Raw genomic sequence first — 12,234 nt, forward strand, 5'->3', positions numbered from 1 at the left:
TGAGAGAACCTTACGAATACTTCGCCCGGCTCCTCAGGAATTCAATCGTCTTTTCCTCTCTCAGTCGGAGAGACAACCCGAGCCGCTCGTCGGCGCCCTTGAAGTACTTCTGCACCACGGCGACCGGCTGGCCCGCCTCGGTGGCGAGCTGCTCGATGCGGGCGTCCACGTCCGCGTCGGAGGCCTGGATGCCCTCCTTCTGAGCGATGGACTCGAAGAGCAGCGTGCCCTTCACTTCCTGGAGGGCCTTCTCGCGCATGTCCTCGCGCAGGCGGTTGAAGTCCAGGTTGAGCTGGCGGGGGTCCACGCCGGAACGCTGGAGCTGCTGCAGCGCGCCGCGGAGCATGGAGTCCATGGCCCGCTCCACCATGGCGCGGGGCACGTCGAAGGTGTTGCGCTCCAGCAGCGCCTTCATCAGCGCCTCGCGCTCCTCACCCTCCACCTGGGACTTGCGCGCCTTCTCCATGTCCTCGCGGACCTTGGTGCGCAGCTCGTCCAGGGACTGGGCGATGCCCGACTCCTTGGCGAAGTCGTCGTTCAGCTCCGGAACGATCTCCTTCTGCACGGCCTTGAGCGTGATGTGGAAGCGCGCCGTCTTCCCGCGCACCTCCTCCACCCGGTAGTCCTGGGGGAAGGCGTAGTCGATGTCCTTGGACTCGCCCACCTTGACGCCCTCCAGGCCGGCGATCTTCGACTCCACGAGCTCACCGGGCTGCACCTGCACGGTGATGCCCTCGGCCTTGCTGCCCGTGAAGGGCTGGCCGTCCACGGTGGCGTCGAAGTCCACGGTGGCGTAGTCGCCGGAGGCGGCGGTGTCGCGGTCGGTGACGGGCTCCAGGCGGGCCAGGGACTGGCGCATGCGCTCGAGCTGCTCGTTCACCTGCTCGTCGGTGACGGCGGTTTCGGACTTGGCCAGGGGCAGCTCGACGTAGTCCTTGGCCTCCACCTTGGGCTTCACCTCGACGCGCGCCTCGAAGGTGAACGGGGTGTTGGCCTTGAGACCGGAGTTGGTCACCTGGGGCGTGGCGACGACCTCCACGTTGTGCTCGCGGATGGCCTCCACGTACGCGCTCTGCACCACGCGCTGGATGACCTCGTCCTCGACCTGGCCGCGGAAGCGCTGCTCGAGGATGCGACGAGGCACCTTGCCCTGACGGAACCCCGGCAGCCGCACCTGGCGGCCCAGGTTGGAGTACGCGCGGGAGAGTTCCTCCGCCACGCGGGCATCGTCGACCTCGATGGAGAGCTTCTTCTCGATGGGAGAAAGCTCTTCGACCTGGACCTTCATGCGGGCCTCGCTCGCCACCGCCATGGACAGAGCGTCGCTTTCGGGCGGTGCCGGAATAGTGGGACGTGCGCCTTTAGGGGATAGGCACGAACGGGTCAACGCGAAATGGGCGAGGAGGGACTCGAACCCTCACACCTTGCGGTACCAGATCCTAAGTCTGGCGCGTCTACCAGTTTCGCCACCCGCCCGGGCCGCGTCGTCGTGCGCTGCACCGTCTTACCGCGAAACGTTCGCGGGACGGCAGAGGCCACAAAAACAAAAGGCCCCTCCATTTCTGGAGGGGCCTCACAGTGAGAGCGGAGGGAATCGAACCCACAACCTATGGATTAAGAGTCCATTGCTCTGCCAATTGAGCTACGCTCCCGTCACTGCCCCGGTGCGCCGCCTGCGCGGCGTCCAGGTGGCGCGGTAACTACAGAACGCCGTCGGCTGTGTCAAAGCGTTTTTTCGCAGCCCCGTTCATTCCCGTCCGTGTCGATCATCGTCGCGCCGTTCTCCCGCCGCGGGATGCCGCTGGTTCGGATGCCCTTCGGCCAGCCCTGACACGCGACGCAGGCATGTGAAGCGAGCGCCCCACCCGGATGTTCAACATCGCCTGTAGCACGCTGTTGCTCCCGCCCAGCGGGACGGCGGGCGTGTGACGGCTCGCGGTCGGTCATCTCGAAAGCACCGAGCACCCCGCGGCCACCATGCGGGCGGACGGAGGTCGTCCGCCCTTTTCGCGCAGGACGTAGCAGGAGAAGACAGTGATGGAAGCCAACCCCCAACAGAAGGCGGATGGAACGGCGGCCAGCCAGGGCGCTCACCAGGCCGGCTGGAGCCGTGAGCGCGTGGAGCTCGTGAAGCGGACCATCTGCCCTCGCGGCATCAGCGAGGATGAGTTCGCCCTCTTCATCGAGCAGTGCAAGCGCAGCGGCCTGGACCCGCTCCTCAAGGAGGCCTTCTGCGTGGCGCGCCGGCAGAACACCGGCAACCGCGAGCGGCCCAACTGGGTGACGAAGTACGAGTTCCAACCCTCCGAGGCCGGGATGCTCGCACGCGCCGAGCGCTTCCCTGACTTCAAGGGCATCCAAGCGAGCGCGGTGTTCGCCGAGGACGACATCGTCGTGGACCAGGGCCGGGGCGAGGTGGTGCACCGGTTCAATCCCGCCAAGCGGAAGGGCGCGCTGGTGGGCGCCTGGGCCCGCGTGGTGCGGGAGGACAAGCTGCCCGTCGTCGTGTGGTTGGACTTCAGCGGCTACGTTCAGCAGACGCCGCTGTGGTCCAAGATTCCCACGACGATGATCGAGAAGTGCGCCCGTGTGGCGGCCCTGCGCAAGGCGTACCCCGAGGCCTTCGGCGGACTCTACGTGCGGGAGGAGATGCCCGCCGAGGACTACGAGTCACACTCCGACGAGCACGGTGGCGGCTCCTACGAGGTGCTGGGCTCCAAGCCCGGCCCCCTCAAGGCGTCCTTCCCTCCGCTGGCGTCCCAGGAGCCCCGTCCGCAGCAGGCGGCGGCGCAACTGGACATCGACGTGCCGCTCCCGCCCAAGCGCCCCCGTGAGTCCCCCCTGGAGGCGGCGCCTACCGCGGCGGATCCCCAGCGGGAGCCGGTGGCACCACCTGTCGCCACGCCGGAGCCCGCGCCGCGCCCCAAGCCGAGCGCGGTGGTGGTGGCGTTCGGCCCCCACAAGGGAAAGACGGCCTCCGAGCTCTCCGACGAGGAGCTGAGCGAGTCCATCGACCTGGCGAACGAGAAGCTGATGGAGCAGCCCCGCGCACGTTGGGCCAAGGCGATGCGGGAGAACCTGCTCGCGCTGGAGGCGGAGACGGAGCTGCGCTGCCGGGTGCCCGCGACGAAGAGCGGCGCCGGAAATGGCGCGGCTCACGACGCTTGAGGTGAGACGGATAACCGGAAGGTCGTGAGGGGGCGCCCCGCTGCGAAAGTGGCGGGGCGTTCCTGCTTCAACCTGCTGGAAGGTGCGCGCTCGGAGGGACTTGAACCCCCAACCCCCGGGTTCGAAGCCCGGTGCTCTATCCAGTTGAGCTACGAACGCAAATTCAAGGGCGGGTAAAGAAGGGCGGCCAACCGGGATCGAACCGGTAACCTCCGGAGTCACAGTCCGGCGCTCTAACCAGTTGAGCTATGGCCGCCGTTACAGCTTTACCGCGAACGGCGTTTGAAGCGGCGGCTTCCCTACCGTGGAAACCAGGACCGTGACAAGGCCCAAATGTTACAACGGCCAACTCATCGGAATCTGACGCCTTTTCGTGAGCGTCTCCGCTACGGGGCCGCGCTCGCGGCGGACGCCGATTCGGGCGGAGGCGTCGGAGGCGGCAGTTCGAACGCATCCAAATCGAGGCCCACCTTGGACGGGTCCTCGCGGTCGACGACGACCATCACCCAGGACGCGGGCTGGACGCGGGAAGTCCATTGGTTGGGGATGTTCACGTCGAGCTTCGTCGTGAAGGCCGCCTGCTGGGGCGGATGAACGCTCAGCGTCAGCTCGAAACAACTGCTGCTCTTGAAGCCAATGATGCACGAGCCGCTTGCCGCCCGCTCGACACGCGCCGGAGCCGGGGTGCCCTCGATGGCGCTCGCCGTGTTTCGAGCGCCCAGGAACTGCCCCAACATGACCAGCAAGAAGATGACGCCGAGGATCAAGCCGACGCCCTTGAGATTCGCGTTCATCTAGAACCACCCATCCCCGCAGCCTACAGCGCCCGCCAAGGTAGGCCACAGCGGGAGTTTCCGCTTTCGACACCGGAAGAGGATGGGAAACGATTGCCGAGTAGGTGCCGCCGCCCTTGCGGGCGACGGCATTTCCTCAAGGCTTTCAGGCGGATAAGTTGGCGCCCCAGGCAGGACTCGAACCTGCGACCCCCGACTTAGAAGGTCGGTGCTCTATCCAGCTGAGCTACTGGAGCTGGCCGGGCCGCCTGCTTCCGATGCTGCACTTCAAGTCGGGGCGAGAGGATTCGAACCTCCGACCCCCTGCGCCCAAGGCAGGTGCGCTACCAGGCTGCGCTACGCCCCGAGAAGTCCGGCATTGTTGAACCATCCCGAACGGACGCGCAAGGCCGACGTGACTGACGGCCTCGCATTCCGAACGGCTACAAGCCCAGCAGGTGAGGCTTCATCTTCTGAAAGGCTTTTCCCCGATGGGAGATGGCCGACTTCTCCTCCGGCGTCAGCTCCGCCAGGGCCCGGTCTCCCCCCGGGAGGATGAAGACGGGGTCATAACCGAAGCCGTGGCTGCCCTTGGGCGCGTGGCCGATGCGGCCGTTGCACTGGCCCACCTCCACCTTCGCCTCCCCTCCCCCGGGCCGAACCAGCGCCAGCGCGCAGCGGAAGGACGCGGTGCGCTTTTCATCGGGCACCCCGGTCAGCTCGGTCAGCAGCTTCTCGTAGCGGGCCCGGTCATCCCCCGGGGCATACCGCGCGGACTGCACGCCGGGCCGTCCGTCCAGCGCGTCCACGCACAGGCCGGAGTCGTCCGCCAGGGTGAGCAGCCCCGTGGCGTCCGCGTAGGCACGGGCCTTCATCACCGCGTTCTCCTCGAACGTGGCGCCGTCCTCTGCGGGCTCGGGCACGGGGGGCAGGTCCGACAGGGACACCACTTCCACGGCGTCTCCGACGAGGCCGCGCAGCTCGCGCAGCTTGCCCTTGTTCGTGGTGGCGAACAGCAGCCGGGGCTTCACCGTCATCCCAGCACCTGCGCCTGCGCGGCGGTCAGCCGCTGGATGGCGGCGAGCCCGCCGTCCACCATGGCGTCCAGCGCCTTGCGGTCGAAGAGCTGGTGCTCGGCGGTGCCCTGCAGCTCCACCATGCGCCCATCCGCGGTGGCCACCAGGTTCAGGTCCACGTCCGCGGTGGAGTCCTCGTCGTAATCCAGGTCCACGCGGACCTCGCCCTTCACGATGCCCACGGACACCGCCGCCAGCGGCGTGAGCTTGGGCATCTTGGACAGCGTGCCGGCCTTCTGCAGCGAGCGCAGCGCCAGCACCAGCGCCACGTAGGCCCCGGTGATGGAGGCCGTGCGCGTACCGCCGTCCGCCTGGAGCACGTCACAGTCCAGCGTGAGGGTGCGCGTGCCCAGGGTGGACAGGTCCACCGCGGCGCGCAGCGAGCGGCCGATGAGCCGCTGGATTTCCATGGTGCGGCCCGTCTGCTTGCCCTTGGCGGACTCGCGCTGGTTCCGCGAGTGCGTGGCGCGCGGCAGCATGCCGTACTCCGCCGTCACCCAGCCGGTGCCCTTCCCCATCAGGTGCGGCGGCACGCGCTCCTCCGTGGAGCAGGTCACCAGGACCTTGGTGTGGCCGAACTCGACCTGGACCGAGCCCTCCGCATAGCGGGAGACACCGGGAGTGAGGATGACAGGGCGAAGGTCCAGCGCACCACGTTGAAAGGAACGCACAGCAGGCTCCTGGGAAATGAGGACGAGCGTCCCCCCTCTCTACCAGAGCCACGCCACGTGGGTGTCGATTGCCGTGGCGCTGGTGCACTCAGGGCGACACGGGGCCCGCCACCTCGGTCCCCCGGACGGCGTCCCTGCGCCGCGTCTCTTTCAGGAAGGCCAGCACGCCCTCCGTAATCGCCGCGGCCAGCTTCTCCTGATACTCCGGCCGGCCCAGCCGAGGGCCCTCCACCGGATGGGAGATGTAGCCCACCTCCAGGAGGACGGCTGGGCACTCCACGCCGGAGAGGACGAAAAAGGGCGCCTGCTGCACCCCCCGGTTCGCCGCGCGGGTGCTCCGGATGAGGCGCGGGTGGATGGCGTAGGCCAGGCGGGAAGAGTCCGCGTGCGCCTCCGTGCGCGCCAGATCCTGGAGGATGAAGGCCAGCGTGGAGTCCGTGCGCGCGGCGCGCGACATCGGCGCCTCCGCGTTCTCCCGGTCCGCCACCGCGAGCGCGGCGTCACCCGACGCGTTCGCGGACAGGAAGTACGTCTCGATGCCCTCGGTGCGCGCGCGCATCTTCTTGGTGGGCATGGAGTTGGCGTGGACGGAGATGAAGAGGTCGGGCTTGTGGTCGTTGGTCCACGCCACGCGCTCCGTCAGCGTCACCAGGGCATCCTGCTCGCGCGTCAGGTACACGTCGCCGCCTGCGGCCTCGAGCTTGTCCCGGAGGCGGAGCGAAATCTGGAGGGCGACGTCCTTCTCGCGCAGCTTGCCGGGGCCCTTGGCACCCTCCTTCGCGCCGCCATGTCCCGGGTCGATGATGATGCGCGCGGGACGCTCCGCCGCCCCGGCGATGACGGGGACCAGCCAGAGCAACGACAGGAGGCCGAGGAGGGGGCGGCGCGGCGACGGCATGCTGGGAGCGCATGCTACTGGAGCCCGGCCCCCGGAGCGAAATCCGGGCCTCAGCCCACCACGTCGATGCCCGGCTTGCCCGCCTGGACTTCGCCAATCAACGCCGCGTCCACCCCGGCGGCTTCAAACGCCTTGAGGGCCTTGAGCGCCTGACGCGCGGGGACGCTGGCCAGCAGTCCGCCGTTGGTCTGCGCGTCCGCGAGCACCCACTGGATGCACTCGGGCAGCCCTTCGGGGAAGCGGACCTTCTTGCGCACGTGGTCGAGGTTCGACTTCGTGCCCCCGGGGACGACGCCCTCCTCCGCCAGTGCGGGGATGTCCGCGATGAGGGGGATGCGCTCCAGGTCCAACGACGCGCGCACCTTCGCCGCGGTCATCATCTCCAACAGGTGGCCCAGCAGACCGTACCCCGTCACGTCCGTGAGGGCGTTCACCTTGAACTTCCCGGAGGCGAACACCTCACCGGCGGCGCGGTTGAGCGTGGTCATCACGCCCAGGGCCCGCTTCGTCAGCTCCTTGGACGCCACGCCGCGCTTGATGGCGGTGGTGGCGATGCCCGAGCCCAGCGGCTTGGTGAGGAAGAGCACGTCGCCCGGCTTCGCGCCCGCGTTGGTGAGCACCTTCTTCGGGTGCACCACGCCGGTCACGGCCATGCCGAACTTCGGCTCGGCGTCGCGGATGCTGTGGCCCCCCAGGATGGGGATGCCCGCCTCGTCCGCCTTGGACTGGCCGCCCGCGAGGATTTTCGACAGCACCTTCAGCGGGAGCTCGTCCGGGAAGCACACCAGGTTGAGCGCGAAGAGCGGACGCGCGCCCATGGCGTAGATGTCCGACAGGGCGTTCGCCGCCGCGATGGCGCCGAACTGGAACGGGTCGTCCACCACGGGCGGGAAGAAGTCGACCGTCTCCACCACCGCCATGCCGGGCGCCAGCTTGTACACGGCGGCGTCGTCATTGGTGGAGAAGCCCACCAGGGCCTGGGAGGCCTTGGCGGACTTCAACCCGCCCAGGACCTGGGCCAGGTCGGAGGCGCGCAGCTTGGCCGCGCACCCCGCGCAGTGACTCATCTCCGTGAGGCGCTTCGACTTCACCGCCTTCGCCTCAGCCATGGTGCTCCCCCCACTCCGCCGTGAAGCCACGTGCCGCCACTCCCCTGCCGCGCGGACTTACGCCGCGCGGATGTAGTCCCGCTTGAGCAACTGCACCACGGCCTCGGCGGTGACGACGTCATCCGCGTCCGCGTGGTCCATCACCGAGTTCAGCGAGCCGTAGTTGTGCACCAGTTGCAGCACGTCCAGCAGCTCCGGCGCCAGCTCCCGCAGCGGCGGGGTCAGCGGCGAGGAGACCACCAGCGAGGCGTCCGCCGTCGGCAGGTTCGGCTGCAGGCGCTTGATTTCGTCCAACTGGCGGAGCGCGTCCATGAGGAGCGCCTCGGTGGACGAGTCCAGCTCCACCATGAACTCCTGGTTCTCCGCCGGGCGCAGCTCGAAGTCGCCCTCTTCCCAGGTGATGATGCGGTTGAAGCTCTTCTGGGGGCCCAGGTTGTGGTTCTCGCCGATGACGGCGTAGTACACGCGGCCCTGGCGCAGGTAGATGCGCCCTTCCTGGTCGCTGCGCTGCACCACCAGCACGCCGTTCTTCTTGGACGTGTGGAACAACTGGAGCAGGTCCGGGAGGGGAATCTCCTCGATCTTCCCCGTCATGGAGCTGGCCTTGTTCGTCGTCCGGGCGGCCTGGGCCGCGGCGGCTTCTTCCAGCTTCAGGCGGGCGGTGCCCTCGTCCACGCTGGCGCCTTCGGCGCCCTGGTGCACGAGCTTGAGGATGGAGGTGCCAATGAGGATGCGGTCCCCCTCCTTCAGGCGCGACTGCTTGACCTTCTCGCCGTTGACGAAGGTGCCGTTGGTGGAGCCCAGGTCCTCGATGGTGATGCTCCCATCGGAGAAGCTGATGCGCGCGTGCTTGCGGGAGACCATGTCCTCCACGAGCACCATGTCCAGCTCACTGGAGCGGCCGATGACGATTTGCTTGTCCGCCTTCAGCGGGAATTCGCCGCCCTGGTACTTCCCAGAGATGAACTTGAGGGCGTAGGTCTTTTGGGTGTCCATGGTCGTCAGCCAGCCTGCTCCGCCTTGCCGGGGTCCTTCACCAGGTTGAGGTACATCTGCGCGCTCTTGTTGTCGGGGCTGCGCGCCAGCACGTCCTCCCAGACCCGCACCGCCTCCGCCCGACGCCCGGCGGAGTACAGCGCGACGCCATACTGGATGTGCCCCGGCAGGAACGCCGGGTTCTGGGTGATGACTTGCTCGTATTCCAGGATGGCGGCCGCGTTGTCCCCCGCGTCACGCAGGGCGTTGCCCAGCTTGAGGCGGATGTCCACGAACTGCGGACACAGCGCGAGCGCTCGCCGGTACTCCTCGATGGCCTTCGCCCACACGCCGCTGGACGCGAAGACGTCGCCAATCTCGCCGTACATGTTGGCGATCTTCTTCTCGACGTAGGGGTCGAGCTCGCCGGGGCCGCCTTTCTGCTGCGACAGGGCGGCCTGGTAGACCTCCTTCGCCTCGGCGTACTTCCCCATGTCGTTGTAGATGACGGCCAGGTTGAGCGCCGCCTCGGTGTAGGCGGGGTTCAGCTTCAGCGCGGATTCGAACGCGCGCTGCGCCCGGGCGAACTGCCCCTGGTCGTGGTAGATGATGCCGAGCATGTTGAATACGTCCGCGAACGTCGGATTCTGCTCGACGATCTTCGCGAGGTATTGCTCGGCCTGCGCGTACTGCTTCTTCTCGAAGTAGCCGCGCCCGAGGGTCAGTAGCTGCTTGAGGGGCTCTTCCATGAATCGGCCCGCCAGGGCCCTGCCTCCGAGACGAACAGCCTACATGAGGCTGGGAGAAAACAAGAATTCATCACCACGCCACGACAACGACAGTTGCCGCTGGCCCCGCGTATCCACCGGCCGCGCCGGCAGCGCCCCTTGGAGGCGCCAATGCTCCGTGACGACCGCGTCGTCCCGCTCCAACCGGACGTACCATGCTTCCGCCCGGTAGCCACGCGCACGGACCTGTTGCAGGTGTTCCCACTCCGGTCCGCCCACGCCCGGGGTGTCCGGGCCCGCCAGCCGCTCCATCGCCGCCGCATCCGCCGCCTGGAGCGCCCTGCGCCGGGACTCCAACGCCGTCACCACCGCCTGGAGCCGGGGCGCCGCCGACGTCTCCGGCACCCAGGAGCCTCCACGCGTGACGAAGGGTACCCGCTCCACGCCCGCCGTGCCTACCCGGGTTTCCCCCAGGGTGCCCTCGAAATCGAGCGTGGCGAAGGCTTCCGCCCGCTGGCCTCCGGGCTCCACGTTGACGGTGATGCGCGCGAAGCGGTGCTTGCTGGACTTCAACGGCTGAGGCGCGCCAGGGACACCCAGCGACAGGCCCTCCGTCTCCGTCTCCTTGAGCGCGGTGATGATTTCCAGCTCGGGGCCGGCCGCGGCGCCCAGGATGCGCGGGGCGAAGAGGGCCAGGGTGCCCCCCAACGCCAACAGCACGATGAGACCGCCGCCAAAGCGGCTCCAGTCCTGGGTGGTTCTCACGAGCCCAGCATACGCTGGGCCCGCTCCGCGGCGGGCGTGCCGGGCAGCCGGCGCAGCACCTGGCGCAGCGTGTCCTGCGCCTTCTCCGTCTCGTTGAGCTTCAGGTACGCGGCGTGGAGGTTGAACAGGGCCCGCTCCTCGTACTCCGTGCCCGGGTAGCGGCGCAGCAGGCCTTCCAGGCGCTGGACCACGGCCTTCCAGCGCTCGCGGGACTCGTAGAAGTCCGCCGCGTACATCTCATGCGAGGCGAGCCGGCGCCGGGCGTCCTCCCAGTGCACCTTGGCGTCGTTCGCGTACTGCGAGTTCGGGTACTGGCGGCGGAACTCCTCCATGGCCACCAGCGCGGAGCGGATTTCGCCCTGGTCCTTCTCCTTGGACGGCGGCAGGGCGAAGAACTCGGAGGGGTAGGCCTTCACGTGCGTCATCGCGGACTGGAAGGCCGCGTAGTCCACCTTGGCGTGCGTGGGGTGGAGCTTGATGAAGGCCTGGTACTGCTCCTTGGCCTCGGGGAAGGCCTCGCGCTCGAAGTCCAGGTCCGCCAGGCGCAGCTCGGCTTCGCGGGCGGCCTCCTGGTATGGGAACTTCGTCCGGACGTACTCGAAGTACTTCTGGGCGCGGAAGAAGTCCTTGTTCTCCAGGGCCTCGCCACCGAGCCGGAGGTTCTCATCGGCCAGGGCGGCGTAATCGGGCTCACCGGCCTGTCCCTGCGTGAGGGAGGCACACCCGGAACCGAACATCAGGAAGGCGGACAGAAAGGCGACGGCGGAACGCATCGCCATCACGCTATTCCTCCGGCCCCGAGGGGTCCAGCGAAGCTTCGCCGAGCAACCGGTAGATGACGTCCTCCGCGAAGCCCCGGCTGTCCAGGAGCCGTCCGGCGCGCGCCCGCTCCTTGGCCGTGAGCGGCCGGCCGAGCAGCCCCCGCTTCTCCAGCACCGCCCGCGCCGCGGCCAGCGCGTCGAAGGCCACCGCGTCCCGGGCCTCGGCGATGGCCTGCTGGGCCGTCCCCTCCTCCAAGCCGTGCGCCCGCAGCCGGTGCTCCACGGCGGCGGGCCCCAGGCGGCCACGGCCCAGGAGCAGCGCGGCGCGCTCGCGGGCGAAGCGTTCGTCGTCGAGGTAGCCCCAGCCCTTCACGCGGGTGAGCGCGGCCTCGCGCACCGGCGCCTCGAAGCCCTTTCGGGTCAGGGCCTGGTCCAGCTCGTGGCGGCTGCGTCCGCGCATGGACAGGAGCTTGAGACACGCGTCCGTGGCACGGCGAACAGCGTCGGGCCCTTCGTCCTCCGGATGCATGGCGGGATACCTAGCATGTGGTAACAGGCGCAGCCATGCACCCCGTACTCGCTCGCTTCCTCGCCGCCGACGTCGCTCGGGAAACGCTTCAAAAGCAGCAGTCGGGCGGAGAGCTCTCCGCCGAAGAGAAGGCGTTCACCGACGCCGCCTCCGCGAACCCGAAGCACAAGTCCGTGCTGCTGGGCGTGGGCGGCCGCGTCCTGTCCACCGATGCGCAGGCCTCGCTGGTGCTGCTGGCGGCCCACGCCGCCGTCCGGGCGCTGGCGGAGGACACCACCCTCGCCGAGCCCGCGCAGAAGGCTCGCGAGGCCCTGGCCGAGGAAGGCGCCAGCCCGGAGGAGACGGATGCCTTCCTGGCGTCCATCCTCCTGGAGGAGGCGTTCGGCTACGAGCAGGACGTGGACGCGTTCGACGGCGAGTACGTGAAGGAGGCGCTGGGCGAGGTGCCCGCGCTGGCCGCGCTCACCAAGGAGGCCGTGGACGCGCTCTTCCTCACGTTCGTGAAGGGCGCCGCCAATGACGCCGAGCGGAAGGTTCGCGAGGGCATGGCCCGCGCACTGTTCGACATCGCCTGGTCGGAAGGCCCCGCGCCCATCAACCCCGAGCACATGGAGGCGGTGCTCGACGCGGAGGTGGTGGACCGGCCCGAGGAGGAGCAGGAGGCCAAGGTGCAGGCCACCGCGCAGTTGCTCCAGGCGCTGTCCAAGGAGGGCCTCGTCGGCCCCATCCGCCTGTCCCGGCTGCGCGCGCTGCTGGGTGAAGACGACGCGTAGCGCGTGTG

At 68.6% G+C, this 12,234-nt stretch carries 13 protein-coding genes and 6 tRNA genes; 2 read left to right on the top strand and 17 right to left on the bottom strand.

The genetic code is table 11. The features are described from left to right. Positions 1-10 precede the first annotated feature (10 nt). From tig to A176_RS24075, 3 genes are all read right to left on the bottom strand, one after another. Positions 11-1,288: a trigger factor gene (tig, locus tag A176_RS24065; RefSeq protein ID WP_044890962.1), complete on the bottom strand. Its 1,278-nt coding sequence runs from the start codon at positions 1,286-1,288 to the stop codon at positions 11-13. 106 nt (positions 1,289-1,394) lie between these two features. Further along, positions 1,395-1,476 (bottom strand) — tRNA-Leu (locus tag A176_RS24070). A gap of 103 nt (positions 1,477-1,579) precedes the next feature. Beyond that, positions 1,580-1,652 (bottom strand) — tRNA-Lys (locus tag A176_RS24075). Positions 1,653-2,037: 385 nt separating this feature from the next. On the opposite strand from A176_RS24075, the gene bet reads away from it, so the two are divergent. Further along, positions 2,038-3,168 (top strand): phage recombination protein Bet, encoded by a 1,131-nt coding sequence (bet, locus tag A176_RS24080; protein WP_044890942.1) that lies wholly within the window; start codon positions 2,038-2,040, stop codon positions 3,166-3,168. Between the two features lie 85 nt (positions 3,169-3,253). On the opposite strand, the gene A176_RS24085 is transcribed toward bet, so the two are convergent. The 14 genes from A176_RS24085 to A176_RS24150 form a co-directional block, all read right to left on the bottom strand. Continuing rightward, positions 3,254-3,327, bottom strand: a tRNA-Arg gene (locus A176_RS24085). A 23-nt stretch (positions 3,328-3,350) separates the two neighbouring features. Next, a tRNA-His gene (locus tag A176_RS24090) sits at positions 3,351-3,424 on the bottom strand. Between the two features lie 130 nt (positions 3,425-3,554). Beyond that, positions 3,555-3,962, bottom strand: coding sequence for a hypothetical protein (locus A176_RS24095; RefSeq protein ID WP_002637345.1), 408 nt, complete (start codon positions 3,960-3,962; stop codon positions 3,555-3,557). Between the two features lie 159 nt (positions 3,963-4,121). Continuing rightward, positions 4,122-4,198, bottom strand: a tRNA-Arg gene (locus tag A176_RS24100). Between the two features lie 36 nt (positions 4,199-4,234). Then, positions 4,235-4,308, bottom strand: a tRNA-Pro gene (locus A176_RS24105). A 76-nt stretch (positions 4,309-4,384) separates the two neighbouring features. Continuing rightward, positions 4,385-4,978: an RdgB/HAM1 family non-canonical purine NTP pyrophosphatase gene (gene rdgB / locus A176_RS24110; protein ID WP_002637344.1), complete on the bottom strand. Its 594-nt coding sequence runs from the start codon at positions 4,976-4,978 to the stop codon at positions 4,385-4,387. After that, the gene (gene rph, locus A176_RS24115) at positions 4,975-5,688 is read right to left on the bottom strand and encodes a ribonuclease PH (protein ID WP_002637343.1); all 714 of its coding nucleotides are present in this window, start codon (positions 5,686-5,688) and stop codon (positions 4,975-4,977) included. Before rph ends, rdgB begins: the two co-directional genes overlap by 4 nt. An 88-nt stretch (positions 5,689-5,776) precedes the next feature. Beyond that, positions 5,777-6,586 (bottom strand): N-acetylmuramoyl-L-alanine amidase family protein, encoded by an 810-nt coding sequence (locus A176_RS24120; protein ID WP_002637342.1) that lies wholly within the window; start codon positions 6,584-6,586, stop codon positions 5,777-5,779. Positions 6,587-6,636: 50 nt separating this feature from the next. Next, positions 6,637-7,695: a selenide, water dikinase SelD gene (gene selD, locus A176_RS24125; RefSeq protein ID WP_002637341.1), complete on the bottom strand. Its 1,059-nt coding sequence runs from the start codon at positions 7,693-7,695 to the stop codon at positions 6,637-6,639. 57 nt (positions 7,696-7,752) lie between these two features. Further along, positions 7,753-8,691, bottom strand: coding sequence for a DUF4388 domain-containing protein (locus tag A176_RS24130; RefSeq protein ID WP_002637340.1), 939 nt, complete (start codon positions 8,689-8,691; stop codon positions 7,753-7,755). Between the two features lie 5 nt (positions 8,692-8,696). Next, positions 8,697-9,419, bottom strand: coding sequence for a tetratricopeptide repeat protein (locus A176_RS24135; RefSeq protein WP_002637339.1), 723 nt, complete (start codon positions 9,417-9,419; stop codon positions 8,697-8,699). Positions 9,420-9,458: 39 nt separating this feature from the next. Then, complete coding sequence (locus tag A176_RS24140; protein WP_002637338.1) at positions 9,459-10,163, bottom strand: hypothetical protein; 705 nt, start codon at positions 10,161-10,163, stop codon at positions 9,459-9,461. Continuing rightward, the gene (locus A176_RS24145) at positions 10,160-10,936 is read right to left on the bottom strand and encodes an outer membrane protein assembly factor BamD (protein ID WP_044890963.1); all 777 of its coding nucleotides are present in this window, start codon (positions 10,934-10,936) and stop codon (positions 10,160-10,162) included. Before A176_RS24145 ends, A176_RS24140 begins: the two co-directional genes overlap by 4 nt. Positions 10,937-10,946: 10 nt before the next feature. Beyond that, the gene (locus tag A176_RS24150) at positions 10,947-11,453 is read right to left on the bottom strand and encodes a regulatory protein RecX (RefSeq protein ID WP_002637336.1); all 507 of its coding nucleotides are present in this window, start codon (positions 11,451-11,453) and stop codon (positions 10,947-10,949) included. Positions 11,454-11,488: 35 nt separating this feature from the next. On the opposite strand from A176_RS24150, the gene A176_RS24155 reads away from it, so the two are divergent. Continuing rightward, positions 11,489-12,226, top strand: coding sequence for a hypothetical protein (locus tag A176_RS24155; RefSeq protein WP_002637335.1), 738 nt, complete (start codon positions 11,489-11,491; stop codon positions 12,224-12,226). Positions 12,227-12,234: the final 8 nt, after the last annotated feature.

The sequence above is a fragment of the Myxococcus hansupus genome (assembly GCF_000280925.3).
Taxonomy (GTDB): Bacteria; Myxococcota; Myxococcia; order Myxococcales; family Myxococcaceae; genus Myxococcus; species Myxococcus hansupus.

What these genes read in the sequence shown, in the direction of transcription:
- tig (WP_044890962.1), bottom strand. Translation starts at nt 1,288, where the DNA reads ATGAAGGTCCAGGTCGAAGAGCTTTCTCCCATCGAGAAGAAGCTCTCC.
- bet (WP_044890942.1), top strand. Translation starts at nt 2,038, where the DNA reads ATGGAAGCCAACCCCCAACAGAAGGCGGATGGAACGGCGGCCAGCCAG.
- A176_RS24095 (WP_002637345.1), bottom strand. Translation starts at nt 3,962, where the DNA reads ATGAACGCGAATCTCAAGGGCGTCGGCTTGATCCTCGGCGTCATCTTC.
- rdgB (WP_002637344.1), bottom strand. Translation starts at nt 4,978, where the DNA reads ATGACGGTGAAGCCCCGGCTGCTGTTCGCCACCACGAACAAGGGCAAG.
- A176_RS24120 (WP_002637342.1), bottom strand. Translation starts at nt 6,586, where the DNA reads ATGCCGTCGCCGCGCCGCCCCCTCCTCGGCCTCCTGTCGTTGCTCTGG.
- selD (WP_002637341.1), bottom strand. Translation starts at nt 7,695, where the DNA reads ATGGCTGAGGCGAAGGCGGTGAAGTCGAAGCGCCTCACGGAGATGAGT.
- A176_RS24130 (WP_002637340.1), bottom strand. Translation starts at nt 8,691, where the DNA reads ATGGACACCCAAAAGACCTACGCCCTCAAGTTCATCTCTGGGAAGTAC.
- A176_RS24135 (WP_002637339.1), bottom strand. Translation starts at nt 9,419, where the DNA reads ATGGAAGAGCCCCTCAAGCAGCTACTGACCCTCGGGCGCGGCTACTTC.
- A176_RS24145 (WP_044890963.1), bottom strand. Translation starts at nt 10,936, where the DNA reads ATGCGTTCCGCCGTCGCCTTTCTGTCCGCCTTCCTGATGTTCGGTTCC.
- A176_RS24150 (WP_002637336.1), bottom strand. Translation starts at nt 11,453, where the DNA reads ATGCATCCGGAGGACGAAGGGCCCGACGCTGTTCGCCGTGCCACGGAC.
- A176_RS24155 (WP_002637335.1), top strand. Translation starts at nt 11,489, where the DNA reads ATGCACCCCGTACTCGCTCGCTTCCTCGCCGCCGACGTCGCTCGGGAA.